We start from the raw sequence: 26485 nt of genomic DNA on the forward strand, positions 1-26485 counted from the left end.
CCGTTGCGTGATGGTGCTGGGCACCACCAGCGGCGCCGGCAAAAGCTGGCTCACCACGGCGCTGTGCCGCTATTACAGCAACCTGGGCCTCAAGGTGGCGCCGTTCAAGGCGCAGAACATGAGCAACAACGCGCGTGTGGTGCCCGGCCCTGCGGGTGTGATGGGCGAAATCGGCAGTGCCCAGTATTTCCAGGCCCTCGCAGCCCGCACCGAACCCGAGGTGCGCATGAACCCGTTGCTGCTCAAGCCCGAGGCCGACACGCACAGCCAGGTCGTGCTGATGGGGCAGGTGAGCGCCGAGCTGACCGCCATGCCCTGGCGCGGCCGCAGCGAAAAGGTGTGGCCGCAGATCGCGGCTGCGCTGGATGCACTGCGTGCCGAGAACGACGTGGTGGTGATCGAGGGCGCAGGTTCGCCCGCAGAGATCAACCTGCATGCCAGCGACATCGTCAACATGCGCGTGGCCCGCCATGCCGATGCGCGCTGCCTGCTGGTGACGGACATCGACCGGGGCGGCGCGTTCGCCCACCTGTACGGCACCTGGGCACTGCTGCCCGAGGACGAGCGCGCGCTGATCCATGGCTTTGTGCTCAACAAGTTTCGCGGTGATGCCAGCCTGCTGGCCCCTGCGCCGCAGATGCTGCAAGACCTCACGGGTGTGCCTACGGTGGCCACCATCCCCATGCAATGGCGCCACGGCCTGCCCGAGGAAGACGGCGTGTTCGATGACCGCACGTTGTCAGCGGGCGCGGTGCACACCACGGTGGCCGTGGTGGCCTACCCGCGCATCAGCAACCTCGACGAGTTCCAGCCGCTCAAGAACGTGCCCGGCGTGCGCCTGCTGTGGGCGCGCAGCCCGGCCGACCTGGGCGGGTTGAAGCCCACCGATTGGGTGGTGTTGCCCGGCTCCAAGGCCACCGCCGCCGACCTAGCCTGGCTGCGCGCGCAAGGGCTGGACCAGGCTGTTGCCCATCACGCGGAGCAGGGCGGCACGGTGCTGGGCGTGTGTGGCGGCCTGCAGATGCTGGGCGAGGCGCTGATTGACACCGCAGGTATCGACGGCAATGCGCCGGGCCTGGGCCTGCTGCCGCTGGTCACCACCTTCGAGGTTGCCAAGACCGTGCAACGCACCCAGGCGCAGTTTGGCGCGGTGTGGGGTGCCTGGGCCGCGCTGGCGGGTGTGTCCGCCACAGGCTACGAAATCCACCACGGACAAACCGCCCAGCACCCGGCCATGGCTGCCAAGGGCGATGTGGCGCGCGAGGTTATCCCCGGCATCGCTTGGCAGAACCCGGCGGGCAACGTGCTGGGCGTGTACCTGCATGGCTTGCTGGAAGACCCCGCTGCGCTGCAGGCCCTGTTTGGCCGCGTGGGTGCGGCGCCCGTGCCCACGCTCGATGCGGTGTTTGAAGGGCTGGCCCGCATGGCGGACGCCAGCTTTGCGCCCGGTGCGCTGCGGGCGTTGATCGCCCCAGATCCGGCCACCGCCTGAGTGCTGTTGCCCACGGCCTTCAGCCCTTCCTGTTTCCTTTTTCATTCTGTTGTCTCACACACCATGCACTCCCTGGCCCAGTTCACCGTCCCCGCCATCGCCGATATTTCCGACGCTCCGTTGACCGCCCGTCTGCAGCACCTGCTCGACAACAAGACCAAACCACTCGGTTCACTGGGTCGGCTGGAGTCGCTGGCCCTGCGCATCGGCCAGGTGCTGGGCACCGAGGCCCCCGCGCTGTTGCAGCCGCAAATGCTGGTGTGCGCGGGCGACCATGGCCTGGCGGCCAAGGGGGTGTCGGCCTTCCCCAGTGACGTGACTTGGCAGATGGTGGAGAACTTTCTGGCCGGTGGCGCTGCCGTGAGCGTGCTGGCTCGCCAACACGGCCTGGCCCTCACCGTGGTGGACTGCGGCGTGGCCAAGCCCATCGCGCCGCGCGATACCGCCCCGGGAGCGCCCCAGTTGCTGCTGCGCAAGGTGGCGCCCGGCACGGCCGACGCATCGGTCGGCCCAGCCATGACTGCGGAGCAATGCGCTCAAGCGATCACTAACGGTATAGAGGTGGTGCGCGCCTTGCCCGGCAATGCGCTGCTGCTCGGCGAGATGGGCATTGCCAACACCTCGGTCGCATCGCTGCTGCTGGCGCGCCTGGCGGGCCTGCCCCTGGCGGACGTCACGGGCGCGGGCACGGGTTTGAATGCTGCAGGCATCGAGCGCAAACGCGCCGTGCTGCAGCAGGCGCTGGACGCGAATGCCGAGGCCACCACGCCGCTGGCCGCATTGGCCGCGCTGGGCGGCTATGAGGTGGCCACGCTGGTGGGCGCTGTGTTGCAGGCAGCGCTTGAGCGGCGCGTGATTGTGGTGGATGGCTTTATCACCAGCGCTGCCGTGGTGGTAGCCAGCCGTCTGCAGCCTGCGGTGCTGCAGCGCTGCGTGTTTGCGCACCGCTCGGGCGAGCGCGGCCACAGCCTCATGCTGGCGCAAATGCAGGCCGAACCGCTGCTGGACCTGGGCCTGCGCCTGGGCGAGGGTTCGGGCGCTGCGTTGGCGTGGCCGCTGTTGCAGTCCGCCTGCGCGGTGCTGGCAGAAATGGCGAGCTTTGAATCGGCCGGTGTGGCCACGCAGACGGCCTGACCCAGTGGACTTCCCTGCGTCGTATCAAGCGACGCAGGTCCGGTTGCGCCCCTCGTTCTTGGCGCGGTACAGCGCCGCATCGGCACGCGACAGCATGGCATCCAGCGTTTCGTGGGGGCCGGTCCAGCTGGTCAGCCCGATGCTGACCTCGCAGTCCAGGGGATGGCCGGCGGACAGCGTGGCGTGGATGCGCTGGGCCACGCCCTGGGCGGCGGCAGTGTCTGCGTCGGGTAGCAGCACCAGAAACTCCTCGCCGCCGTACCGCCCCAGCCGATCCGCGCGGCGCAGCACCTGGCGGGTGCATTCTGCAAAATGCACCAGCACCGCATCGCCATGCTGGTGGCCCCGGGTGTCGTTCACGGCCTTGAAGTTGTCCAGGTCCACCATCATGATGGACGGCCCGTTGCCGTAGCGCTGTGCGCGCTCCAGCTCTTCATCGCAGCGCTGCAGCAGCGCTCGGCGGTTCAGGGTGTTGGTAAGGGAGTCGTGGGTGGCCAGGTGTTCCAGCTCGGTACGCAGGCGGTCGGTGGCCATGAGCACCGCGCCGATGGACAGCATGAGCACAGTGATCACATAGGCCCCGATGTACAGCGTCTGGAACAGCGAAGGCTCCATCAGGTCGGCACCGGCATTCCCTGTCACGATCGAGATCAGCCGCACGGCCAGCACCGCCATGTGCAGGGCCAGCACCACCTCCACCAGCCGCACGGGGAAGTTGCGCCCACCGTGGCGCAGCATGAAGCGCATCTGTGCGATGTAGATCACCTCCATGACCACCGTGAAGAAGCCGACCCGCATGGCGTAGTTGGGCGCCCAGTAAGTGAGCACGATGAACACCAGGGTGGTGCCCACCATCAGCCAGTTCCATGGCCGCCAGACGGTTGGCTGCCCCATGAAGCTGCGCGTGCCCATGTAGTAGGTGACGGTGCCCAGCACCAGCAGTTGGTTGGCGAGCACCAGGCTGAGCCAGTCTGGGATGAGCCCGCGTGCGCCGAACAGCACGGTGGACACCAGCCACAGCAGCGGCGCTGCGGCCCAGGCGCCCACGCCGCGGATGGAGGGCGGGTAGTAGCGCCGCATGAACAGCAGCACGATGGCCATGATGGCGGACATGAAGCCCGCCATGGCAATCATCGAGCGTGGGTCGAGGTTCATGCGGCGAGCGCGGAAGGGCTGTACGTAAGAAATTGTTTCTTGATGCCGAGGCCAGTATAGCCACGCACCTGCGTGCGGACGTAGGGTGATTTACTAAATCCCGCAGTGCACCGTGTGCACCACAACGAGCTGCGTGTGGGCCGACTGTGGTGCACAAGCGCTTTGGTGCAGGTGCGATCGCGCACAGTGCTGGTGCATTTTGTATGCAAAACAAATAAAACATTGTGTACAAAGTTGGCACAGGCTTTGCGTACGGCAGGTTCATGCAAAGCCTCACCCCCGAGCCGACTCCGGCCGCCATCGAGATCGTCGCCCTCACCAAACGCTACGCCCAGGGCAAGCCGGCGGTGGATGCGATCAACCTGCGCATTGCCAGCGGGAGCTACTGCTGCCTGCTGGGCCCCTCGGGCTGCGGCAAGAGCACCACGCTGCGCATGATCGCAGGGCATGAGTCGGTGACCAGCGGAGACATCCTGCTGGAGAACCGCAACATCACTGACCTGCCCGCCGCCGCGCGCGGCACGGCCATGATGTTCCAGAGCTTTGCGCTGTTCCCGCACCTCTCGGCCCTGGACAACGTGGCCTTCAGTTTGAAGATGAAGGGCGTGGCCAAGGCCGAGCGCCAGGCCAAGGCGCGTGACCTGCTGGAGCGCGTCGCGATGGGCCACCTGGCCGAGCGAAAGCCCGCCGAACTCTCTGGCGGGCAGCAGCAGCGTGTGGCGCTGGCGCGGGCCCTCATCACGCAGCCGCGTGTGCTGCTGCTCGACGAGCCCTTGTCCGCGCTCGACCCCTTCCTGCGCATCCAGATGCGTGCCGAGCTGCGTCGCTGGCAGAAGGAACTGGGCCTGACGTTTATCCATGTGACCCACAGCCAGGAAGAGGCCATGGCTCTGGCCGACACCATGGTGGTGATGAACCACGGCGTGATCGAGCAAGTGGGTTCACCCCACGAGGTCTACAACAGGCCCGCCAGCGAATTCGTGGCGCGCTTCATGGGTGGGCACAACGTGATCGACACGCCCGAAGGCAGGGTGGGCGTGCGCACCGACCACCTGCAGATTGCCCCCGCCAGTGCCGAGCTGCCCTGGGGTGCCCATCGCATGCAGGCCGTGGTGACCGACGTGGAGTACCAGGGCACCTACGTGCTGCTGGGCCTGCAAAAGCAGGGCGTGGCCTTGTCGGCCAACGCCACGGCGGCGTACTCGGTGATGGTGTCCGAGGCCGCGTTTGCCGCGCAGCCCTACCAGGTGGGGCAGGGCGTGCAACTGCACTGGACGCCCGACCAGGCGCACCCGCTGTCTGTGCCCACTCCCGCAATGGCCGTAGCCGCCTGACCGCCTCGCAACGCCTCCTCTTTTTTCACCCGTCCCCTTCCGCAACCCAAGGAGTTTTCCCATGTCCGATGCTTCCCGTGCTGATTCCCCTGTTGTTGTCCCTGAAGCCACTGGTGTGGCGCGCCGCTCGCTGCTCAAGGGCACGGCGGGCATCCTGGCCGCTGGCATGTTCCCGGCCGTGCATGCGCAAGAGAAGATCGTGCTGCGCTACTTGGGCACGGCGGTGAACCAGGACAAGGCGATTGCCGAGAAGTTCAAGGCCGACACCGGCATCGAGATCCAGTACGTGGCCGTGACCACAGACGACGTGACCAAGCGCGCCGTCACCGCGCCCAACAGCTTTGACCTGATCGACACCGAGTACTTCTCGCTCAAGAAGATCGTGCCCACGGGCAACCTCAAGGGCATCGATACCAAAAAGATCAAGAACGCCGACAAGATCACCACGCTGTTCACCACCGGCATGGTGGCGGGCAAGGCCGTGGGCGACCAGGGCACCGCGCCCAAGAAAGTGATCTACCTGGAAGGTGAGAAGTCCAAGAAATTCGCGACTGCGCCCACGCAGTTCATGAGCCTGATCCCCACCGTGTACAACGCCGACACCCTGGGCATCCGCCCCGATTTGATCAAGCGCCCCATCAACTCCTGGGCCGAGCTGCTCAACCCTGAGTTCAAGGGCAAGACCGCGATCCTGAATATTCCTTCGATCGGCATCATGGACGCCGCCATGGTGGTCGAGGCCATGGGCATCTACAAGTACCCCGACAAGGGCAACATGACCAAGAAAGAGATTGATCTCACGATCAAGACCCTGATCGAAGCCAAGAAGCAGGGCCAGTTCCGCGCGCTGTGGAAGGACTTCAACGAGTCGGTGAACCTCATGGCATCGGGCGAGGTGGTGATTCAGTCGATGTGGAGCCCGGCTGTGACGGCCGTGCGCACCAAGGGCATTGCCTGCAACTTCCAGCCCCTGAAAGAAGGCTATCGCGCCTGGGCCGCCGGCTTTGGCCTGCCGGCCACGCTGAGCGGCCGCAAGCTCGATGGCGCGTACGAGTTCATCAACTGGTTCCTGGACGGCTGGGCTGGTGCCTACCTGAACCGCCAGGGCTACTACAGCGCCGTGCTGGAGACCGCCAAGTCCAAGATGGAAGCCTACGAGTGGGCCTACTGGATGGAAGGCAAGCCCGCCACGCAGGACATCAAGAGCCCCAATGGCGATGTGCTGGCCAAGGCTGGCGCGGTGCGCGACGGCGGCAGCTACGAGTCGCGCATGGGCGGCATCGCTTGCTGGAACGCGTTGATGGACGAGAACAACTACATGGTCCAAAAATGGAATGAATTCGTCGCTGCATAAGGAGTGCACCCCCTGAGGCGCTGCGCGCCTTCACCCCTCTCTCGACCCGCTGCGCGGGTCGGGAGGGGGACGCCCCCGGTGCGGCGGGGCGGCCCTTGCACGGGGGCACTGGTCTTGGGCAGCGTCAGTCTCAAGAGCAAGCGCCGAACGGTAGACCTTTGAATTCATTGATTGCAAACACCATGAGCACGACCACACAGTCCTTACCTGCTGCAGCTGTCCCCGGCCGCAGCATTGCCGCCTGGTGGCAGGCTGCGCCGTTCACGCTGGTGTTCGCGCTGTTTTTCCTGATTCCGCTGGCGCTGATCGTGATGGTCAGCTTCTGGGACTTCAACGAGTACGAGCTGTTGCCGGGTTTCACGATCAAGAACTACGTGTCGATCTTTGCGGGTTGTGGCGATGCGTCAGAAGGCCTGTGTGTCACGCTCAAGACGTATTACTCCACACTCAAGTTCAGTTTTCTGGTGTGGCTGATCACGCTGGTGATCGGCTTCACCGTGGCCTATTTTTTGGCCTTCCATGTGCGCTCTTCGGGCATGCAGACCCTGCTGTTCGTACTGTGCACCATCCCGTTCTGGACATCGAACGTGATCCGCATGATCTCGTGGGTGCCGCTACTGGGGCGCAATGGGTTGGTCAACCAGACGCTGATGGGCATGAACCTGATCGAGACGCCCGTGGAGTGGCTGCTGTTCTCAGACTTCTCGGTGGTGCTGGCCTTTGTGCACCTGTACACCATGTTCATGATCGTGCCCATCTTCAACAGCATGATGCGCATCGACCGCAGCCTCATCGAGGCGGCCAGCGACAGTGGCGCGAGTGGCTGGCAGACGCTGTGGAACGTGATCGTGCCGCTCTCGCGCACCGGCATCATCATCGGCTCGATCTTTGTGATCACCATCGTCATGGGCGATTTCGTGACCATCGGCGTGATGGGCGGGCAGCAGATCGCATCGATTGGCAAGATCATCCAGGTGCAGACGTCCTACCTGCAGTTCCCGCTGGCGGCGGCCAATGCCGTGATCCTGCTGGCCGTGGTGCTGATGATCATCTGGGGCCTCACGCGCCTCGTCGACATTCGCAAGGAGCTGTGAGATGAAAGTGCGCGATTCCCGCCCCGCCAGCTTCTGGCCCCTGGCCATCTTCTTTGCGCTGTTCGTGCTGTTCATGTACGGGCCCATGTTCGTCATCTTCATCCTGAGCTTCCAGGGCCCCGAGGGCGGGCTGACCTTCCCCATGCGCGGCGTGTCGCTGCACTGGTTCTCCAAGCTGGCCGAAGGGCTGGGAGTGGTGGACATCGGCGCGGCGCTGTGGCGCTCGCTGGGCCTGGGCGTTGCGGTGATGCTGTGCACGGTGCTGCTGTCGGTGCTGGCGGGCCTGGCCTTTCGCAAGCGGCTGGCGGGGGGCAACACGCTGTTCTTCATCGTGGTGGCCAGCCTCATCATGCCGTCCATCATCGTGTCGCTGGGCATCGGGCTGGAGTTCCGGCTTATCGACAACGGCATCAAGGCGTCCCTTGAATGGCTGGGCATGGAGAGTGCGCTGGAGGGCTACGGCACGTCGCTGGGCCTGTTCACCTCGGCCCTGGGCGCGCACCTGACCTGGACGCTGCCGTTTGGCCTGCTCATCATGTTTGCGGTGTTCAACCGCTTCAACCCTGCGTACGAAGAAGCCGCACGCGACCTGGGCGCCACGCCCTGGCAGGGCTTTGCGCATGTGGTGCTGCCGCTGATCGCTCCCTCGGTCGTGGGCATTGGCATGTTCGGCTTCACGCTCAGCTGGGACGAGATCGCCCGCACCTCGCAGGCCATTGGCGACGTGAACACGCTGCCGCTGGAGCTGCAGGGCCTCACCAGCACAGTGACCACTCCCTCCATCTACGCACTGGGAACGCTGACCACCGTGGTCTCCTTCGTTGTCATGGGTATCACGCTGGCGCTGGTGTGGTCCTTGGGCCGCAGGCGCAAGGGCCGTTCGGGGTAAAAACGGCACCCTTATGACGACCACCCTCCCCAAGCCCCGGCGCGCGCGCGCTGCGGTCACCGAACCGCCCGTGCAGCCCGACACGACAGGCCAGCTCAGCGACAACGACATGTACGACCGCATGATCTCGGCCATCCTCGACCACCGCCTGCCACCCGGCACCAAGCTGGTGGAGGACAAGCTGGCGGCGGCCTTTGGCGTGTCGCGCACACGCGTGCGGCCCGTGCTGGTGCGGCTGGCCAACGAACAGGTCGTCACGCTCACACCCAACCGGGGCGCATCCATCGCCCAGCCCACTCCGCAAGAGGCGCTGGAGGTGTTCGAGGCCCGCCGCCTGCTGGAACCGCGCCTGGTGGAGCTGTTCATTGCCAATGCCACCGATGCCGACATCGCCGCGCTGCGCACCTGCATCGACGACGAAGAGGCCGCCCGCGCGAGCGGTGACATGCGCCGCGCCATCCGTCTCTCGGGCGACTTTCACCTGCATATTGCGCAGGCTGCGGGGCACCAGACGTTAGGCCGCATCCTGCGAGAGCTGGTCTCGCGCACCTCGCTCATCCTCATGACCTACAGCCCCAGCCATGCGCGCGAACGCGAAGAGGCCACCGCCTGCGGCTGCCGCGAGCACCGGGCGTTGATTGATGCGATCCGCCTGCGCGATGCGCGCGAGGCCGCGCGCCTCATGCTCAAGCATTTGGCGCGCATTGAAACGCAGCTGGAGTTCACGCCACCGGCTGCCGACACGCCCGACCTGGCGCAACTGCTGGGCGCCTGAATCCTGCCACCTTGTTATGCGCCAACTGCTCGTCATCAACCCCAATACATCGGCCAGCGTCAGCAACTTGCTTCAGCGGCATGTGCAGGCTGCAGCGGGCTTGCATGTAGCGGTGCGCACGGCCACGGCGCGTTTCGGCGCCCCCTACATCGCCTGCGAGGCCAGCTATGCAGTGGCGGCCCACGCCGCGCTGGATGCCTGGGCGAATGAATTGTCACAACACCAGCCGCAGCCTGATGCCGTGCTGATAGGCTGTTTTGGCGACCCGGGCCTGATGGCGCTGCGCGAAAGCAGCCCCGTGCCTGTGACTGGGCTGGCCGAAGCGTCTTTCATCGAAGCCGCTCGCCACGGGCGCTATGCCATCGTTACGGGCGGCGAGCGCTGGGGACCCATGCTGCAGCGCCTGGCGCAGGCGCTGGGCCACGCGCACGCGCTGGCTGGAATCCACACCGTGGCACCCACCGGCGCTCAGCTGGCCGTCGACCCCGAAGCCGCCCGCACGCTGCTCGCCCAGGCCTGCCGCGACGTGGTGCGGCAAATGGGTGTGCAGGCCGTCATCCTGGGCGGGGCGGGGCTGGCCGGCATGGCTGCTCTGGTGCAGCCGCAGGTGACGGTACCGGTGATCGATAGTGTGGTGGCTGGTGCCACCTGGGCGCTGCGTGCGCACCCCGTGCCTCCAGAGCGCAAAGTGCCTGGATTCGATGTGGCGTGGGCGGGGGTGTCGGGGGAGCTGACAGCGCTGGGAGTGGCCGGGGTGGTTTGACGCGGGGTGGTAGAAAGTCTAGTATTACGTTTGTAATTACTCAGAGGTTTCCCATGCACACTCTCAAACTCACCCAGGTGGGCAACTCTGTCGGCGCGATTTTCCCAAAGGAACTGCTGGCGCGGTTGCAGCTGGAAAAGGGAGACGAGCTGTATGTGACGGAATCGCCTGACGGTTTGCGGATCACCACCCACAACCCCGAATTTGAAGCGCAGATGCGCGTGGCGCGCGAGATCATGAAAGAGCGCCGGGCCGTACTGCACGAGCTGGCCAAATGAGCGAATGGGTCTGGCTGAACCGCGCCGTCATCATTGCCATCCACGAAGTGCAGCTGGCCGAACATGGGGGCGGGACAGGCGTCCGCGATGCGGGTTTGCTGGATTCGGCCCTGGGCAAGCCGCAGCAGCTGAACAACTATGGCGAGCCGCCGCCTGATGCAGCCGCGCTGGCAGCCTCGTATGGCTATGGAATTTCGCGCAACCATCCGTTTATTGATGGAAACAAGCGAACGGGCTATGTGGCGGCCGAATTGTTTCTGCGGCTCAATGGCTGGAGGCTTAACGCTGACGATGCATCGTGTGTGGTCACCATGCTAGGTGTTGCCGCTGGCGATATCACCGAAGAGGCCTTCGCCGCCTGGCAGCGGGCACATGCCGTTGCTTGCTAACGGAGGTTCCAGGCATTTTCCGTTCTAGCGCTTGACCAATAAGCGCTAGTTGCTATAAAAAAAGAAGCAATTTGCCTGGTTCGTTCAACTCAAGGCGCCAACGTCTTCGGCTGGTAGTCGCAATACCTGCTCACCGCACACTCCCAGCAGCGCGGCTTGCGTGCCTGGCACACGTAGCGGCCGTGCAGGATGAGCCAGTGGTGCGAATCCACCGCATACTCGGCGGGCACGCGCTTCATCAGCTGCAGTTCCACCGCCAGCGGGTTCTTGCCGGGCGCGAGGCCCGTGCGGTTGCTTACGCGAAAGATGTGCGTATCGACCGCCATGGTCGGCTCGCCGAAGGCCACGTTCAGCACCACATTGGCCGTCTTGCGGCCCACACCTGGCAGGGCTTCCAGGGCTTCGCGCGTGCGCGGCACCTGGCCCCCATGCTGCTCCACCAGGATGCGGCAGGTCTCCATCAGGTTTTTGGCCTTGGTGCGGTACAGGCCGATGGTCTTGACATAGCCCTCCAGTCGCTCAAGCCCCAGGTCCAGGATGGCCTGCGGCGTGCCCGCCACCGGGAACAGCTTGCGCGTGGCCTTGTTCACGCCCACGTCCGTGGCCTGGGCCGACAGCAGCACGGCAGCCAGCAGCTCGAACGGCGTCGTGTATTCGAGCTCCGTGTTGGGCATGGGGTTGGCGGCCTTCAAGGTTGCAAAAAAAGGCTCGATGTCAGACGTCTTCATGGGGCGGGGTGTGTCGTTTATGTACTGCGGCATGCGGGGCTGCGCCCGCGCCTGCATCGTTTTCGCGAGGGTTAGAACGAACTACCTCAGTGGGTGCGCTGCACCGCCAGGCACAGCCAGCAGGGGAACGCGCCGGTGGCGGGGTTGACGGCAAAGTCTTCGTCGTAGACCTCGATGGCGGGCCGAGGGGCAGCTTCCCAACCTGCGGGGATCAGGCCCGGGGCCATCATGCTGGCCCAGGCCGCGCCAATCTCCGGCCCGGTACCGACGAAACGCAGGCAGGCGTAATCGCCACCGGCAAAGTCCTGGATCATTGCCTCCGTGCCGGTGCGCAGCCCCACGCCCACCTGCACGCAGGCGTCATAGCGGCATTGCGCGGGCGGGGTGCATGCGGGGTTGTCCAGGCTGATGCCGTAGTACTTGGGGCGTGGCTCGCTCAAACGATTTGCTTCGCACCAGCGGCCGAACCGCTCCCAAAGTTGCGTGAGCGAAGGGCCATAAGGGCCTGTCTGGCGCATATAGGCAAGGCGCATGCGGGGCAACTGACGGATTTCGAGGGGCATGGTTAGTCTCGGTGGTTGTGCGGTCGGCCAGGTTTTTGCCCCTGCAGTCTAAGCCGCAGGAAACCTGCACGCCAATTGGCGACAATGCGGAATCCTTTGCCACCAACTCCTGCCCACGCCATGCAATTCGCCGACCGCCTGAACAACGTAGAAACCTCCGCCATCCGCGAACTCTTCAAGCTGCTGGGCAAGCCCGGCATCATCAGCTTTGCGGGCGGCTTCCCTGACAGCGCCATGTTCGACGTGGAGGGCATCCGCGCTGCCAGCAACGCCGCCCTGGCCGAAGAACCCGGCGCCGCGCTGCAATACGGTGCGACCGAAGGCTACAACCCATTGCGCGAGCAGCTGGCCGCCTTCATGAACAGCAAGGGCACCAGGGATGTCGCGGCCGACAACCTCATCGTCACCACTGGCAGCCAGCAGGCGCTGGATCTGCTGGGCAAAACCCTCATCAGCCCCGGCGACAAGGTGATTGTGGAAGGCCCGACCTTCCTCGCCACCATCCAGTGCTTTCGCCTGTACGGCGCCGAACTCATCAGCGCGCCCATCGATGGCAACGGCGTGAAGACCGACGAGCTGGAAAAGCTCATCGCCGAGCACAAGCCGAAATTCGTTTACCTGATCCCCACCTTTGGCAACCCCAGCGGCGCCATGCTGAGCCTGGAGCGCCGCAAGGCCGTGCTGGAGATGGCCGTCAAGCACAACACGCTGATCGTCGAGGACGACCCCTACGGCGACCTGTACTTCGGCGAAGCCCCGCCGCCCAGCCTGCTTAACCTGTCGGCCACCGTACCCGGCAGCCGCGAGCTGCTGGTGCACTGCGGCAGCTTGAGCAAGGTGCTGTCGCCTGGCCTGCGTGTGGGCTGGATGATTGCCCCGGCCGAGCTGCTGGGCAAAGCCACTATGTGCAAGCAGTTCAGCGACGCGCACACCAGCACCTTTGCCCAGGCCACGGCCGCGCAGTACCTCAAGGCCGGCCGCATGCCTGGCACGCTGGCCCATGTGCGCAAGGTGTACGCCGAGCGCGCACAGGCCATGGGCGATGCGCTGCGCAAGGAGCTGGGGAACGCCATCGAGTTTGTGCAGCCCCAGGGCGGCCTGTTTGTGTGGGCGCGCCTGACGGGTGCTGGCGGCAAGGTGGCTGACGGCAATGTGCTGGCCAAGCGCGCGATTGAAAAGGGTGTGGCCTTTGTGCCCGGCACGCCGTTCTTCTGCGCCAACCCCGACCACGCCACCTTCCGCCTGTCGTTCGCCACGGCCGATGTGGACAAGATCCGCGAAGGCGTGGCGCGCCTGGGCCAGGCCATCTGAAGCGTCGATGTCTGACGCCAACGATCTCGCCAACGTTCTCCAGCGCCTGGAAAGCCTGGAGATCAAGGCCAGCTTTACCGAAGACCTGCTGGACCAGCTGAACATGACCATCTACCAGCAGCAGCAACTGATCGACCGGTTGACGCACGAGGTCATCCAGTTACGCCAGCAGGCGCCCGAGGGTGGCTCGAACGGCCCGCGCAACCTGCGCGACGAGCTGCCGCCGCATTACTGATCGGATCGCTCGGTCTACGCCCTGACGGACCGCCACGCTGCGTCCGCCAGCTCTGCGCGGTACGTGGTGGGCGAGGGCAGGCCGCCCTGGCCTGCATTGCCTGACAGCCACGCCCTGCAATAGCTCTGCACCGGCCCCATCACCAGCGACGGCATCAGCTCGCACGGCAGGTTGCGCAGCGCGCCCGATTGGCGGTGGGGCTCGAACCAGGCCACCAGCGCCTGGTTGCGGCGCCGCGCGGCTTCGGCCAGGTCGGGCGTGCGCGGGCCAGCGGCCACGGCGCCCCGGGACTGGAACATGAACCGGGCCCGCTCTGGCTGCGCCACCACCCAGTCCAGATAGCCGGTGACCAGGGCGTGCACGCCCGCCTCTACGCCCTGGGCGGCATCGAGCTGCGCCTGCACGCTGCGAGACTGGTCGTGAAAGATGTCAAAGAACAGCGCCGCCACGATGCCGTCGCGGTTGCCAAAGTGGTGATAAATGCTGCCCACGCTGGCCCCGCAGCGCGCACGCACGCCGTCGATGGTCACCGCGTCCACGCCCCCTTCGGCCGCGCAGGCCAGGGCGGCGTTCAGGATGTCCTGGCGGCGGTCGGTGGGGGCTTCTGCAGAGGATGAAGTGGGAGGCGGGGAATTGCGGCTTGCCATGGAACGGGATTCTAGAATAAAGTTCTAGAAAATACTTCTAGCCCACGCTCCTTCCATGCATTCTTCCTCCATTGCCGCCCCTGCGGCCGCTGCCTCTATGCCCGGCGCCGCCCTGTACCCGCACCTGCTCGCCCCCCTGGACCTGGGGTTCACCACCCTCAAGAATCGCGTGCTCATGGGCTCCATGCACACCGGGCTGGAGGACGGGCGCGACCTCTCGCGCATGGCGGCGTACTTCCGTGAGCGGGCCGAGGGCGATGTGGGCCTGATCGTGACGGGCGGCTTTGCGCCCAACATCGCGGGCTGGGCCAAGCCGTTTGCGGGCACGCTGGCGACCTCGGGCGCCGCCAAACGCCACCGCGTGGTGACCGACGCCGTGCACGGTGCGGGCGGCAAGATCGCGCTGCAGATCCTGCACACGGGGCGCTACGCCTACCATCCGCTGGCGGTGGCGCCCTCGCGGCTGCAGTCGCCCATCTCGCCGTTCACACCGTTCGCGCTGTCGGCGCGCGGGGTGGAGCGGCAAATTCGTGCGTTTGTGAACTGTGCCGTGAAAGCGCGCGAGGCGGGCTACGACGGCGTGGAGGTGATGGGATCGGAGGGCTATTTCATCAACCAGTTCCTGTCGCAAACCACCAACCTGCGCACCGACGCCTGGGGCGGCGACTACAGCCACCGCATGCGCCTGCCGGTGGAGATCCTGGCCCGCATGCGCGAGGCCGTTGGCAAGGACTTCATCATCATCTACCGCCTGTCGATGATCGACCTGGTGCCCGGCGGCAGTGCGTGGGACGAGATCGTCACTCTGGGCAAGGCCGTCGCTACGGGCGGGGCCAACATCGTCAACACCGGCATCGGCTGGCACGAGGCGCGGGTGCCCACTATTGCCACCAGCGTGCCGCGCGCAGCGTTTGCCTGGGTCACGCAGAAGATGAAAGCCGAGTTTGCAGCGGCGGGCATTTCCACGCCGCTGGTCACCTCCAACCGCATCAACACGCCCGAGGTGGCCGAGCAGGTGCTGGCCGATGGCTGCGCCGACATGGTGTCGATGGCGCGGCCACTGCTGGCTGATGCGGCGTTTGTGAAAAAGGCCGCCGAGGGTCGGGCAGACCGCATCAACACCTGCATCGCGTGCAACCAAGCCTGCCTGGACCACGTGTTCCAGAACAAGACCAGCAGCTGTCTGGTGAACCCGCGCGCTTGCCACGAGACCGAACTGGTGTACCGCCCGGTGTCGTCGCGCAAGCGTGTGGCGGTGGTGGGCGCAGGGCCAGCGGGCCTGACCGCCGCCACCGTGGCCGCCGAACGCGGGCACGAGGTGCATCTGTTCGACGCCGCGCCCGCCATCGGTGGTCAGCTCAACATGGCCAAGGTGATTCCTGGCAAGGAAGAGTTCCACGAAATGCTGCGCTACCTGGCCACGCGGGTGGAGGACACCGGCGTGCAATTGCACCTGAACCAGCGCATGTTGGCCACCGACCTGGCGGGCTATGACGAGGTGGTGATTGCCACTGGTGTGGAGCCACGCGACCCGAAGATCCCCGGCCAGGACCACCCCAAGGTGCTGAGCTACATCGACGTGCTGCGCCATGGCAAGCCGGTGGGCGAGCGCGTGGCCATCATCGGCGCGGGCGGCATCGGCTTTGACGTGGCGGAATTCTTGACACATGGCGACCACCCTTCCACCACGCTCGATCTGCCCGCCTGGAAGGCCGAATGGGGCATCACCGACCCGGCCGAGGCGCGCGGTGGTCTGGCGCCCAGCGGCCCGCGCGTGACGCCCCCCGCACGGCAGGTCACGCTGCTGCAGCGCAAGAAGGGCAAGCTGGGCGGCGGCCTGGGCAAGACCACCGGCTGGATCCACCGCACCACGCTCAAGATGAAACAGGTGCAGATGGTGAGCGGCGTGAACTACGAGCGCATTGCCGACGAAGGGCTGCTGGTGTCATACGGCGACAAGCGCGAAGACCCCACCTGGATTGCGTGCGACACCGTGGTGCTGTGCGCGGGGCAGGTGCCCCTCTTCAGCCTGGCGCAGGAACTGGAGGCTGCCGGCCGCAAGCCGCACCGAATTGGTGGCGCGCTGGAAGCGGGCGAGCTGGATGCCAAGCGCGCTATCGACCAGGCGGCGAGGCTGGCGGCGCGTTTGTGAGGGGAGTGCGGCCAGAATCTAAGAAAAATTGGCTGCTAGCGCTTGATAGGTAAGCGCTAATAGCTATTATTTTGATAGCAAATGGCTGCTGCCTGGCTATGCGCCTTGATGCGTGGCAGAGCCCTCCAGCGCGTTGAACACCCTCAGCGCTGCCCACGCATCGTTGGCTGCGTAGACCAGTTGGGCCTCAGTCAGCCGGGCGTTGGCCCAGTTCGATGTCGCGGCTTTCTTGGACTTGATGAAGCGCTTGTTGAACAGCACGGCCACGGCGCCTTTCACGCCCATGTCTTTGCGGTAACCACGCTGTCGGAACACGGTGTTGAGCTCCAGCACATCGGCTGGTTGTACGCCCAGTTTGTGCTGGATGCGTTTGGTGTCATCCCCCAGCCCAAAGCCCGCCTTGGTCACGCCGCGCAGGGCCAGCAGCTCGGCCACGCGGGCACGGCAACCGGGGTCGTGCAGCTGGAACACCCAGGCGGTTTCCAGCGTGGCCAGCTGCACGATGTGGGGCCCGTCGGACTGTTCGCCCTGCACAAAGGTGGGTTTGGATTCGGTGTCGAACCCCCAGGCGCTGGCCGCTGCCAGAGCATCACAGGCCTTGTCGGCCTGTTCTGGGGTGGCAACGAGGCTGATGCGGTCCGTGCCCAGGCGCTCGAAAGGTTCCAGCAGGGCGATCTGGTCTTTGTCGGGGGTGCTGCGGTGGGCGGTGCGCGAAGGCGGGTGGGTGCGCTGGGGAGGGGGAGATGCCGTCATGGGCCCATTGTGCCGTGCCAACTTGGGAACCCCGCTGTGACCCGCGATGGGGGTACGGCGCGTCTACTGCAGCTACCGCTCTCAGCGCTTGCCCGCCTTGCGCAGGCGGGGCATGTCGGCAAGGTAGGCAAAGGCCTTTTCGCAGTCAGCCACCGTCAACGCCTCCCGTGCAGCCAGCCAGCCCACGCCAAACCAGGCCCGCGGGTCCGTGGCAGCGATGTCGCTGTACAGCACGCGGGCCACACGCTCATCGCCCAGCCGGCCCAGAGCTGTCAGCGCAGGCTGCAGGCTGGCGAGGAACGATTCCCCCTCGGCGTCCAGCGCAGGCGCGACAAATTCCGTCAGGTAGCGCAAACGCTTCAAGCGCTTGCGCAGGCGGTGTTGTTCCTCCACCGGCAGGGCGGCAAAGTCTTGGGAGCCGTGGCGCACCTTGGCGTGCAGGCGGCGCAATCGCTTCTGCAGCAGGCGGCGGGTGTCCTTCGCGTCCAGGGCTTCTTCTGCGGCCGCCGGCGGGGCGTCCTCGCCCTGGGCCGTGAACGCCATGAGGGCGATCAACGCTGCCTGGAACGCTGGCATGCGCACGATGGCTGCGGCGGATGGGGCGGGGGCGTGCCCCGCCGCCACAATCACATCCAGGGCAGGCGCACCCGCATCGCGCAGATCGGCAACGATGGACTGCAGGGCTTGGCCCTGGTCGCGCAGTTGGCCCAGGCGCTGGAACACCTCCACCAGCGGCGGCTCCCAGGCGGGGTCGAATGCGCCGGGTGCCAACGGCGCCAACTCGCGCAAGGCGGTGCGTAAGCGGCGGATGCCGATGCGCAACTGGTGCACATGCTCTTCATCGCCCCCGCCTTCGACGATCTCGCTGGCGTTGGCCAGGATCTGGTGGAGGCAATGGGCCACTGCCGCGCGCTGCAACGCGCGCCCGTTCAGGAAGTGCTTTGGGATGCCACTGGCCTTCATCGGGGTGGCCTTGGTGGCGGGCCGTGCCCATTGCGGGGCCAGCAGACGCTCACCTCGCTCAGCCTTGGACACCGTGCTCAGAAACAGCCCATGCCGTGTGGCCCACCGGGTGGCGATGGCCACCAGGCCCGCCAGCGGGCCGGCCTTGAGTTCCAGCTCCAGCTCGCAGATGCGGGCCTCTTTCTGCTGCGGCGTGCCGCGATGGGCGATGACCCGGCCGATGTCCAGAGCCAACTCCACCACACCGCCCTTGAAGGCGATGTCCCGTGTCACGCGGTCCATCTCGGTGCCGTAGGTTTCGGTCAGAGGGCCGCTGGCGGCCTGCAGAGCACCCAGCAGCCGTGTGCCCGCCACGGTGCCTGCGTGCAACTCAGGCTGGGGCTCTGGGGCGGGGCCTGTGGCGTGGGCTTGGCCCCGGTCCACGTTGTGCTCCTCGCGGTCCAGCGGTCCGTTGCCCAGGGCCTTGACGGTTTGCACCCACTGGTCGCCCTCGCGGCGCAGCCGAAAAGCAATGCCACGCGACGACAGCGCTGCATCGGGCGTATCGAAGTAGCGGGCCTCCATACGGATGTGCACGTGTGTGCCCCTGCGCGCGGCGGCCTGCACCGCAGCCAGGCGCTCTGGGGGGATGCAGAATTTGAACTCGATTTCCATGAAGACGGCGCCTGGTGGTGGGGGCGGCAGAGCCTGCCGGTAAAAGATTAATAGAAATCCCAGTGATTGATTTTAAAGGCGAAAACCATGAGTGCCGGATTATTGCTGCAAGGGTGCGGACGATGAAATCAGGCTCATGCCCAGCGGAGTGCCATTTTTATCGCGGATGGAGGTAATTGCCTTGAAAGCCGATGCCTGAACCCGGTCTGGTAATCGAACAAAATTGTTTTCATGGACGAGGGTATCGCCATTGAGAAACGACCAGATGATGAATTTGAGGGCCAGGGTGGTTTGCTCTGGATTTTGAGTGACTTTGGGGAATACCACAAACGTGCCCATGGTGATGGGCCACACGGCTTTGCCGGGTTTTTGTGTCAGCGTATTGTGGAAGGCCCCGGTGGCAGGCCACTCGCTGTTGGCCAGTGCGGATTTGAAAGCGTCGATGGAGGGTTTCACAAAAACACCTTCGGCATTTTTCATCTGCACCGATGCCAGGCCATATTCGGCCACATACCCAAAATCCACATAACCGATGGCACCCGCCGTGTCGCGCACACCCTTGGCCACCCCATCGCTCCCCTTGAAGGCCAGAAATCCTTCGGGCCATTGGATGCTTGTCTTGGCTCCGTGGGAAGCCTTCCATTTCGGGCTGACCTTGCCCAGGTAATCGGCGAAGTTGTAGGTGGTGCCCGAGCCGTCGACACGCACCACCACCTTGATGGGCATGTCGGGCAGGGGAGTCTCGGGGTTCAGCGCGGTGATCTCGGGGGCATTCCAGCGGCTGATTTCACCCAGGAAGATGCGGCTGAGCACCTCGCCCGTCAGGCGCAGCTGTGCGTTTTGGACTTTGGGCAGGTTGACGATGGGGCTGATGCCGGTGATGGCCACGGGCAGTGCCAGCAAGCCGTGTTCGATGAGGTCCTTGTCAGGTGGGTAGACATCGGTGGCGCCGAAGCCCACGGCCTGTTGCTGGATCTTTTTCATGCCTGCGCTGGAGCCCACCGGGTCGTAGTCCACCCTGGAACCGGTGGCTCTGGCGTAGGCCTTGGCCCAACTGCGGTAGATGGGGGCTGCGGCCGACGAGCCCGCGCCCGTTACGGCTTGTGCACTGGCCTGGTGCGCCTGTAGCAGTGCAAGTGCCAGCATGAATACGGTATAGATATATTTCATGGATTTTTGTGTATTGGTTTTAATTAATAAGGATGTGGCTGTGAAATTCTGACCATAGGCCTATGCCCGGCAGGGGCATTGGAGTGATTTATGAAGTCTCAGCTTGTCAATGCGGCGCCGATTTTAACCACTGGAATGAATGGGGAATGTTTATCCCATCGTCATTATTTTGTCACTTGAAACAATTAGTATCAGCCGCGGCAGACGTGGGCCCTTGCTGGCAAGGCGTGCGCGCCAGCTGATGCGGTGGCAATGAACCCGGCTGCCCGCCCAGTGAACCTTCATGAGAGATTCAGATGCTTCAAAAAATCAAGATTGGCACCCGGCTGGCGCTGGCGTTTGCAGTGCTTTTGCTGCTGATTTCTGCACTGGCTGCGGGGGGCATCAGCGGTGCCAAGCGCCTGACCGAGCGCAGCGCGGCGCTGTATGGTGACCGCACGGTGCCCCTGGGCGTGCTGGCAGAGATCAGCCACCTGACGCAGCGCAACCGGGTGCTGGTGATGGACATGCTGATGGACCCGGGTACCAGCAACCTGCAGGCCAGCCACGCCGCGTTGACTGCCAACGTGGAGCGCATCCACGCGCTGTGGACGGCGTATTCCGGCAAGGCGCTGGGTGCTGAGGAGCAAGGTCTGGCGCAGGCCTTTGCCGATGCCAATGCCACCTACCTGGACAAGGGTCTCATCCCGGCTGCCTCGGCATTGGTGGCAGGCAAGTACGACGATGGTTCCGAGCTTTATATCAACCAGATCCGCCCCAATGCGGCCAAGGTGCAGGACGCCATCGAGAAACTGGTAGCCCTGCAGATCAACGTGGCGGCGGCAGAGTTTGACGGCGCACGGGAGATGAGCAACACCATTCACTGGTGGATGCTGGCGGCCTCCGGGCTGGCCCTGGTGGCGGGGGCTGCGATGGCGTGGGTCATCACCCGCTCCATCTCGCGCCCTTTGCGCCAGGCGGTGGTGCTGGCCCGCACGGTGGCGGGTGGCGATCTGAGCGCACAGATCGATGTGCGCGGCACGGATGAAACCGCAGAATTGCTGGGCGCCCTGCGGGAGATGAACCACCAGCTGGTGCGCGTGATCACCGAGGTGCGCGCCAGCACCGAGACGGTGGCGCAGGAGGCCGTGCTGATTGCGGGCGGCACCGAAGACCTGGCGCGCCGTACCGAGGTGCAGGCGTCCAACCTGCAGGAGACGGCCGCCTCGATGGAGCAGCTCACCATCACCGTGCAGCACAACACGGACAACGCCCACCGCGCCACCGAGCTGGCCCAAGAGGCCGCCAAGGTGGCCAACGAGGGCGGCAGTGTGATGCGCGACGTGATCACCACCATGCAGGAGATCAGCGTGCAGTCGCAAAAGGTCACCGACATCATCAAAGTGATTGATGACATCGCGTTCCAGACCAACCTGCTGGCCCTGAATGCGGCGGTGGAGGCGGCCCGCGCGGGTGAGCAGGGACGCGGCTTTGCCGTGGTGGCGGGCGAGGTGCGTGGACTGTCCCAGCGCAGCAGCACGGCCGCCCGCGAGATTCGGGGCCTGATTGCTGCCAGTGTGCGTGGTGTGGAGCGCGGGTCCACCCTGGTGGGCCAGGCGGGCGAGCGGGTGGCCAGCACCGTGCAGCGTGTGGACGAGGTGATGGAACTCATCAGCGAGATCAAGGATGCGGGGCAGGAGCAGGCCCGCGGCATTGCGCAGATCGGCGAAGCCGTGCGGCAGCTGGACGCCGCCACGCAGAAAAATGCCGCGCTGGTGGACGACAGTTCGTCGGCATCCACCGGCATGAAGAACCAGGTTAGGCGCCTGCTGGAGGTCGTTCACCAGTTCAGGCTGGCGCCTGACGGCGCTGGGGATGCCTTCGAAGGAGGCTACCGAGGTACGCAGCCACTGCCTGCCCTGCCAGCAAGGGCTTCATCCCCCAAGCAATTGTCCCTGGCACCCCGCTGACTGGACGCACAGGACCGGTGCGGTGCAGGTCATCAGATTCTTTTGCTATGGGGAAGATGCTCCATGAACCGCACAGACGTACTCATCGCCATTGCCGAGATTGCGCGGACGGGCGGTGCCTCTGCGCCCGAAGACGCCATCTCGCAGCTTGCCGTGATCATTGATGGCCTGGAGCTGTCGAGCAGCGGCTCTGAACAGGTGATGGAGATGCTGCTGCGGATTGCCGCCTGCCTGTGGAACCTGCAGCAGGAACGCATGCGTTGGTAAGGCGCAGCCGCAGATAGGTTATTCGGCTACTTGGCGATTCGGCTGTTCGCCCAAGGGTTCCAGCGAAGCGATCTGGTCGCGCCCCTGGTTTTTGGCCAGGTACAGAGCCTGGTCGGCGCGGTCGAGCATGTCGCGCAGGCTGCGGTCTGCCTGGCGGAAGGTGCTCAGGCCCAGGCTGGCTGTGATGCCGTAGGCGTGGCCTGCCTCGTCGCTCAGCTGCAGGGCGCGAACGCCATGCAGGATGCGTTTCGCCACTTCCAGGCCCTCGGCCATGCTGGTCAGCGGCAGCAGCACGCCAAACTCTTCGCCGCCCAGTCGGCCCACGGTGTCGCTGGCGCGCAGCTGGTTTTTGACGGCCTGCGCAAACGCCACCAGGGCGCGGTCGCCTTCCAGGTGGCCAAAACGGTCGTTGATGGATTTGAAATGGTCCAGGTCCAGCATCAGCAGCGTGAGCGGCTCGCCATTGCTGCGTGAATGGGCATACACCGACTCCGCACATTCCAGAAATGCGCGGCGGTTGGCCATGCCGGTGAGCATGTCGGTGGTGGCCAGGCGCTGCAGCTCGCGCTCCAGGTTCTTGCGCTGCGTCACGTCGCGGTAAATGCCCTCCACCCCTGCGAAATTGCCAGCATGGTCGTACAAGGCGTGGCTGCTGATGGAGATGTCGATCACGGTGCCGTCGCGCCTCACCATCTGGCCCGGAAAATCCGACACCTCGCCATGCTCCATGATGGCGGCCTTGAACGCGTCTCGGTCAGTGCTTTGCGGGTAGTACGACTCGGCCGTGCGGCCCTCGATTTCGTGGGGCTCGTAGCCCAGCACCCGGCGCACGCCAGGGCCCACATGTTGCACGATGCCCTGGGCATCGGTGCGGTAGTAGACGTCCTGCATGTTCTCAAAAAGGCGACGGAAGTTCTGCTCGCTCTCGCGCAGCTGGGCCTCGATCTCGCTCTGGTGGGTCATGTCCAGACCACACATCAGCACGGCGGGGGCTCCGTTCCACTCCACAGCCACGCTGCTGATGAGCACCATGCGCAGGTTGCCCTGCAGTGTGCGGATGCGAAATTCAGACGATTTGTTGGGCCGGCCGCCCTGTTCGGGCACAGCGACCTGCTGGATGCGGTTGGTAGAGCGCACCTGGTCCATGGGATGCACAAAATCGCCCGAGAGGCGGCCTATCAGGCTATCGGTGCTGGGCGCTTCCAGCAGCGCCATGCTGGCAGCGTTGGCAAAGCGGATGGCGCCCTCCTGCGTGACGAGCACGGCCGCTGGCAGTGTGTGCAGCAGACTGAGGTCGTGGAACATCGGGCTTGGCGGTAACCAAAAGTAATGCACCATTGTGGCACTGGGGTGCCCGGCTGGGAATCCATATCTGTCACAGGCGGTACCATCACCCATGAGAAAAACTTTCCAACTCCATGTTGAAGGCAAGAACCGGGACCGCGTTCTGGATGCCGTCAAGCACGAAATCCGCAAGTACATCAAGCGCGAACGACGCCGCGACCTGCCCGAAGGCGCTGATTTTTGGGACTTTGACTGCCAGTTTGGCCGCACCAAGGAAGACGCCACCGTGGCGCACCTGTCGGCCTTGACCGGGCTGATCAACGGTGTGGCCGCTGAGGGCGGCGCGCAGTTCTATGTCGAGATTCTGGCCAAGCCCGCCAAGCGCACGCCACGGGTGCCGGGCGAGCCGCAAGTCGCTGATGCGGATGGTATGGACGAGGGCGACGAAGAGGTCTAACACTGAGGCCGCTTGGGCGGCCGCCCTTCACGGATCTTCCAAAGGCTCCTTTCAGGAGCCTTTTTTATGGGCGGCGGAGGGCGATTCCGGAGCTGCCGTTGCTGCTGCGCGCAGCTTGTCCTTTTTGCTGGGCCGCTTGCCCTTGATGCCGCCGGTGCCCTGGGGATCTGCGGATGACGCGGGCGCAGGGGCCTCGGTGGGTTCAAAACCCGCAATGTGTTCGCGCGGGATGGTGAGGTGCTGACGTTTTTCGATGAGGCGGAAATGTGCTTCGGCATCGGCCGTCACAAAGCTCACTGCCACACCGCTCTCGCCCGCGCGGCCCGTGCGGCCGATGCGGTGCACATAGTCCACGGCCGAGCGTGGCAGGTCGTAATTGACCACCGCAGGCAACTGCGCAATGTCGAGGCCGCGCGCGGCCAGGTCCGTGGTCACAACCACCTGCCAGCGTTCGTCCTTGAACTCCTGCAGCACCTGTTTGCGCGCGCCCTGGCTCAGGCCGCCGTGGAAGGGCGTGGCAAAGATCCCCGCTTTGTAGAGCTTTTCGGCCACATGCTCGGCAGCGTATTGCGTGGCCACAAACACCAGCACGCGCGACCAGTTGTGTTCCTTGACCAGATGGCGCAGCAGCTGGGTGCGGCGCACGGCGTCCACCGCAATGGCCCGTTGCTCGATGGCCGGTTCGTTGCCCGGCGTGTGGGGCACCTCCACGCGCAACGGGTTGTTCAGCAGGCCATCGGCCAGCGCTTGCACGGCGGCAGGGAATGTGGCCGAGAAGAACAGGTTCTGCCGCTGCGCAGGCAGCAGCGCCAGCACGCGCTGCAGTTCTTCGGCAAAGCCCAGGTCCAGCAGGCGGTCGGCCTCGTCCAGCACCAGGTGCGCCACGGCCGACAGGCGCAGCGCGTTGTGGTCTACCAGGTCCAGCAGGCGGCCCGGCGTGGCCACCACAATGTCGGCGCCGCCACGCAGGCCCAGCATTTGCGGGTTGATCGAGACGCCGCCGAACACAATGGCCACTTTCAGCGGCTGCTGCAGGTGCTGTGCCAGGCTGCGCAGCACCTCGCCCACCTGGGCGGCCAGCTCGCGCGTGGGCACCAGCACCAGGGCGCGCACCCGGCGTGGGCCGCCGGTGGCGCTCAGCTGCAACTGCTGCAGCAAGGGCAGGGCGAAAGCAGCTGTCTTGCCCGAACCCGTCTGGGCGGCTCCCAGCAGGTCAGCCCCCTGCAGGATAGCCGGGATGGCCCCCGCCTGGATGGGTGTGGGCGCTACAAAACCCGCTTTTTCTGCAGCGTGGACAAGGGCAGGGGACAAACCGAGGGAGGCAAAGGGCATGGAGGCAGCGCTGGAGCGGCGTTGAAAGGGGGACGCACAACAGCGCGAACGGGGGGAAGGGATGGGGCGATTGTCGCCGCAGTTGCTGCCCAAGCCCCTGCACGCGCGTCAGGCAGCCAAGGCCGTGGTGCGCTGGGCCTGGCTGCGCGCGCCATCACCCTGATAATTGGGCCACCGGCGGTTCGCCGGTTTTTCCTTTGTTTCACAAGCACCATGGCCCTCACCCTTGACTCCTCTGCCATCACCCACGGCATTCAGCTGGCGGTGGCCCCTGTGTTTTTGCTCACGGCCGTGTCCGGCATGATTGGCGCTGTGGCGGGCCGGTTGGCCCGCATCATCGACCGGGCCCGCGTGGTGGAAGACCGCGCCCGCGCCAACACCGAGCCCGAGTTTCTGGCCCGCGCCTACAACGAACTGGCCGACTTGCGGCTGCGTGGGAGGCTGGCCAATGGCTGCATCGGGCTGCTCACGTTCTGTGCGTTCCTGATCGGCATCACCATCATCCTGCTGTTCCTCGGCGAGACCACCAACTTCCAATCCAACCGGCTGGCCGTGGCGGGTTTTCTGGCGGGGGTGGCGTCGTTTTTGCTGGCGCTGGTGTGTTTTCTGACCGAGACCATGCTGGCAACCCGGCTGCTCAACTTTCACATGCTGCAGCAAGAGGTGGAAGGAAAAAAGCCATGAAGTCGTTGGCTGACCTGGGCGGCCTGGTCTATTCGACCGAATCGGGCCGCATGTGCCCCGACTGCCGCCAGCCCGTGGCGCAGTGCACCTGCAAGCAGAACAAGCCTTTGCCCACCGGCGACGGCATCGTGCGCGTATCCCGTGAAACCAAAGGCCGGGGCGGCAAGGCTGTGACCCTGGTCAAGGGCGTGCTGGTGGACGCGGCCGCACTGGAGCAGCTGGGCAAGCAGCTCAAAGCCGCCTGCGGCAGTGGCGGCACGGTGAAAGACGGCGTGATCGAAGTGCAGGGCGACCATGTGGAGCGCGTGATGGCCGCACTGCAAAAGCTGGGCCACAAGGTCAAGCGGGCAGGCGGCTGAGGAGGGCTGTCCGATGGACTCGGAAAAATTGCAGCGCCTGGTCACCACCGAGATGCCCTACGGCAAATACAAAGGCACGCTGTTGGCCGACCTGCCCGGCAACTACCTGAACTGGTTTGCGCGCGAGGGCTTCCCCAAAGGCGAGCTTGGGCAATTGCTGGCGCTGATGCACGAGATTGACCACAATGGGCTGTCGGACCTGCTCGCGCCATTGCGCGCGGTAGGCGGTGTCGCGCCGACCCAGCCACTGAAAAAGGAAATCCCCTGAAGGCCACGCCGGTTGTTGTCACGTTTTGTGTGATGGCGCATGTGGGGGCCGC

General features: G+C 65.1%; 28 protein-coding genes. 19 read left to right on the forward strand and 9 right to left on the reverse strand.

Going from position 1 to position 26485, the window contains the following annotated elements; all coding sequences use genetic code 11:
* The first annotated feature begins 10 nt into the window (after positions 1–10).
* On the forward strand, positions 11–1492 hold the full coding sequence (locus tag ACSQ22_RS16320; protein ID WP_436130990.1) for a cobyric acid synthase: 1482 nt from the start codon (positions 11–13) through the stop codon (positions 1490–1492).
* Positions 1493–1555: 63 nt separating this feature from the next.
* Complete coding sequence (cobT, locus tag ACSQ22_RS16325; RefSeq protein WP_436130916.1) at positions 1556–2626, forward strand: nicotinate-nucleotide--dimethylbenzimidazole phosphoribosyltransferase; 1071 nt, start codon at positions 1556–1558, stop codon at positions 2624–2626.
* 24 nt (positions 2627–2650) lie between these two features.
* On the opposite strand, the gene ACSQ22_RS16330 is transcribed toward cobT, so the two are convergent.
* Positions 2651–3760, reverse strand: coding sequence for a GGDEF domain-containing protein (locus ACSQ22_RS16330; RefSeq protein ID WP_218299757.1), 1110 nt, complete (start codon positions 3758–3760; stop codon positions 2651–2653).
* Positions 3761–4044: 284 nt separating this feature from the next.
* Between ACSQ22_RS16330 and ACSQ22_RS16335 the strand changes: the two genes are divergently transcribed.
* From ACSQ22_RS16335 to ACSQ22_RS16370, 8 genes are all read left to right on the forward strand, one after another.
* The gene (locus ACSQ22_RS16335) at positions 4045–5115 is read left to right on the forward strand and encodes an ABC transporter ATP-binding protein (protein WP_436130917.1); all 1071 of its coding nucleotides are present in this window, start codon (positions 4045–4047) and stop codon (positions 5113–5115) included.
* 61 nt (positions 5116–5176) lie between these two features.
* Complete coding sequence (locus ACSQ22_RS16340) at positions 5177–6469, forward strand: ABC transporter substrate-binding protein (RefSeq protein ID WP_176885539.1); 1293 nt, start codon at positions 5177–5179, stop codon at positions 6467–6469.
* A 182-nt stretch (positions 6470–6651) separates the two neighbouring features.
* A complete protein-coding gene (locus tag ACSQ22_RS16345; RefSeq protein ID WP_431152591.1) occupies positions 6652–7563 on the forward strand; it encodes an ABC transporter permease in 912 nt (303 codons plus the stop codon).
* A 1-nt stretch (position 7564) separates the two neighbouring features.
* Positions 7565–8452, forward strand: coding sequence for an ABC transporter permease (locus ACSQ22_RS16350; protein ID WP_436130918.1), 888 nt, complete (start codon positions 7565–7567; stop codon positions 8450–8452).
* Between the two features lie 13 nt (positions 8453–8465).
* The gene (locus ACSQ22_RS16355) at positions 8466–9227 is read left to right on the forward strand and encodes a GntR family transcriptional regulator (protein ID WP_121506904.1); all 762 of its coding nucleotides are present in this window, start codon (positions 8466–8468) and stop codon (positions 9225–9227) included.
* A 16-nt stretch (positions 9228–9243) separates the two neighbouring features.
* Complete coding sequence (locus ACSQ22_RS16360) at positions 9244–9990, forward strand: aspartate/glutamate racemase family protein (protein WP_436130919.1); 747 nt, start codon at positions 9244–9246, stop codon at positions 9988–9990.
* Positions 9991–10043: 53 nt separating this feature from the next.
* Positions 10044–10268, forward strand: a complete 225-nt coding sequence (locus tag ACSQ22_RS16365; protein WP_056169497.1) for an AbrB/MazE/SpoVT family DNA-binding domain-containing protein — start codon at positions 10044–10046, stop codon at positions 10266–10268.
* Positions 10265–10657 carry a type II toxin-antitoxin system death-on-curing family toxin gene (locus tag ACSQ22_RS16370; protein WP_436130920.1) on the forward strand — a complete coding sequence of 131 codons (393 nt, stop codon included), beginning with the start codon at positions 10265–10267 and terminating at the stop codon, positions 10655–10657. The genes ACSQ22_RS16365 and ACSQ22_RS16370 overlap by 4 nt, the downstream gene beginning before the upstream one ends.
* A gap of 89 nt (positions 10658–10746) precedes the next feature.
* On the opposite strand, the gene nth is transcribed toward ACSQ22_RS16370, so the two are convergent.
* Together nth and ACSQ22_RS16380 are read right to left on the reverse strand one after the other, a co-directional pair.
* Positions 10747–11385, reverse strand: coding sequence for an endonuclease III (nth, locus tag ACSQ22_RS16375; protein WP_055395271.1), 639 nt, complete (start codon positions 11383–11385; stop codon positions 10747–10749).
* Positions 11386–11471: 86 nt separating this feature from the next.
* Entirely contained in the window at positions 11472–11948 is a 477-nt protein-coding gene (locus tag ACSQ22_RS16380) for an AraC family transcriptional regulator (protein ID WP_436130921.1), read from the reverse strand.
* A 120-nt stretch (positions 11949–12068) separates the two neighbouring features.
* Here ACSQ22_RS16380 and ACSQ22_RS16385 point away from each other — a divergent pair, with 120 nt between their 5' ends.
* Together ACSQ22_RS16385 and ACSQ22_RS16390 are read left to right on the forward strand one after the other, a co-directional pair.
* Complete coding sequence (locus ACSQ22_RS16385; protein ID WP_436130922.1) at positions 12069–13259, forward strand: PLP-dependent aminotransferase family protein; 1191 nt, start codon at positions 12069–12071, stop codon at positions 13257–13259.
* A 7-nt stretch (positions 13260–13266) separates the two neighbouring features.
* Positions 13267–13494, forward strand: a complete 228-nt coding sequence (locus tag ACSQ22_RS16390) for a SlyX family protein (protein ID WP_015014770.1) — start codon at positions 13267–13269, stop codon at positions 13492–13494.
* Between the two features lie 14 nt (positions 13495–13508).
* Here the strand turns inward: ACSQ22_RS16390 and ACSQ22_RS16395 are convergent, their stop codons facing one another.
* Positions 13509–14141, reverse strand: coding sequence for a TetR/AcrR family transcriptional regulator (locus ACSQ22_RS16395; RefSeq protein WP_121419647.1), 633 nt, complete (start codon positions 14139–14141; stop codon positions 13509–13511).
* 97 nt (positions 14142–14238) lie between these two features.
* On the opposite strand from ACSQ22_RS16395, the gene ACSQ22_RS16400 reads away from it, so the two are divergent.
* On the forward strand, positions 14239–16293 hold the full coding sequence (locus tag ACSQ22_RS16400) for an FAD-dependent oxidoreductase (protein ID WP_436130991.1): 2055 nt from the start codon (positions 14239–14241) through the stop codon (positions 16291–16293).
* 96 nt (positions 16294–16389) lie between these two features.
* On the opposite strand, the gene ACSQ22_RS16405 is transcribed toward ACSQ22_RS16400, so the two are convergent.
* The 3 genes from ACSQ22_RS16405 to pstS form a co-directional block, all read right to left on the reverse strand.
* The gene (locus tag ACSQ22_RS16405) at positions 16390–17046 is read right to left on the reverse strand and encodes a 3'-5' exonuclease (protein WP_436130923.1); all 657 of its coding nucleotides are present in this window, start codon (positions 17044–17046) and stop codon (positions 16390–16392) included.
* Between the two features lie 81 nt (positions 17047–17127).
* Positions 17128–18663 carry a CYTH and CHAD domain-containing protein gene (locus ACSQ22_RS16410; RefSeq protein ID WP_436130924.1) on the reverse strand — a complete coding sequence of 512 codons (1536 nt, stop codon included), beginning with the start codon at positions 18661–18663 and terminating at the stop codon, positions 17128–17130.
* A gap of 99 nt (positions 18664–18762) precedes the next feature.
* Complete coding sequence (gene pstS, locus ACSQ22_RS16415; RefSeq protein ID WP_436130925.1) at positions 18763–19833, reverse strand: phosphate ABC transporter substrate-binding protein PstS; 1071 nt, start codon at positions 19831–19833, stop codon at positions 18763–18765.
* Positions 19834–20129: 296 nt separating this feature from the next.
* Between pstS and ACSQ22_RS16420 the strand changes: the two genes are divergently transcribed.
* Both ACSQ22_RS16420 and ACSQ22_RS16425 read left to right on the forward strand, forming a co-directional pair.
* On the forward strand, positions 20130–21782 hold the full coding sequence (locus ACSQ22_RS16420; RefSeq protein ID WP_436130926.1) for a methyl-accepting chemotaxis protein: 1653 nt from the start codon (positions 20130–20132) through the stop codon (positions 21780–21782).
* 63 nt (positions 21783–21845) lie between these two features.
* Positions 21846–22049: a hypothetical protein gene (locus ACSQ22_RS16425; RefSeq protein WP_055402288.1), complete on the forward strand. Its 204-nt coding sequence runs from the start codon at positions 21846–21848 to the stop codon at positions 22047–22049.
* 18 nt (positions 22050–22067) lie between these two features.
* On the opposite strand, the gene ACSQ22_RS16430 is transcribed toward ACSQ22_RS16425, so the two are convergent.
* Positions 22068–23354, reverse strand: a complete 1287-nt coding sequence (locus ACSQ22_RS16430) for a sensor domain-containing diguanylate cyclase (RefSeq protein ID WP_228894632.1) — start codon at positions 23352–23354, stop codon at positions 22068–22070.
* Between the two features lie 91 nt (positions 23355–23445).
* On the opposite strand from ACSQ22_RS16430, the gene ACSQ22_RS16435 reads away from it, so the two are divergent.
* A complete protein-coding gene (locus ACSQ22_RS16435) occupies positions 23446–23790 on the forward strand; it encodes a DUF6172 family protein (RefSeq protein WP_436130927.1) in 345 nt (114 codons plus the stop codon).
* A 51-nt stretch (positions 23791–23841) separates the two neighbouring features.
* On the opposite strand, the gene ACSQ22_RS16440 is transcribed toward ACSQ22_RS16435, so the two are convergent.
* Entirely contained in the window at positions 23842–25122 is a 1281-nt protein-coding gene (locus ACSQ22_RS16440; protein WP_436130928.1) for a DEAD/DEAH box helicase, read from the reverse strand.
* Positions 25123–25335: 213 nt separating this feature from the next.
* Here ACSQ22_RS16440 and ACSQ22_RS16445 point away from each other — a divergent pair, with 213 nt between their 5' ends.
* Genes ACSQ22_RS16445 through ACSQ22_RS16455 form a run of 3 tightly spaced genes read left to right on the forward strand, consistent with a single transcriptional unit; the run spans position 25336 to position 26433 of the window.
* Positions 25336–25806 (forward strand): DUF2721 domain-containing protein, encoded by a 471-nt coding sequence (locus ACSQ22_RS16445; RefSeq protein ID WP_121506890.1) that lies wholly within the window; start codon positions 25336–25338, stop codon positions 25804–25806.
* Positions 25803–26165: a translation initiation factor Sui1 gene (locus tag ACSQ22_RS16450; RefSeq protein ID WP_218299445.1), complete on the forward strand. Its 363-nt coding sequence runs from the start codon at positions 25803–25805 to the stop codon at positions 26163–26165. Before ACSQ22_RS16445 ends, ACSQ22_RS16450 begins: the two co-directional genes overlap by 4 nt.
* Before the next feature lie 13 nt (positions 26166–26178).
* Positions 26179–26433 (forward strand): DUF3820 family protein, encoded by a 255-nt coding sequence (locus ACSQ22_RS16455; protein WP_228894638.1) that lies wholly within the window; start codon positions 26179–26181, stop codon positions 26431–26433.
* Positions 26434–26485 lie beyond the last annotated feature (52 nt).

Source organism: Acidovorax sp. LjRoot38, from assembly GCF_964252975.1.
Classification (GTDB): Bacteria; Pseudomonadota; Gammaproteobacteria; order Burkholderiales; family Burkholderiaceae_C; genus Acidovorax; species Acidovorax facilis.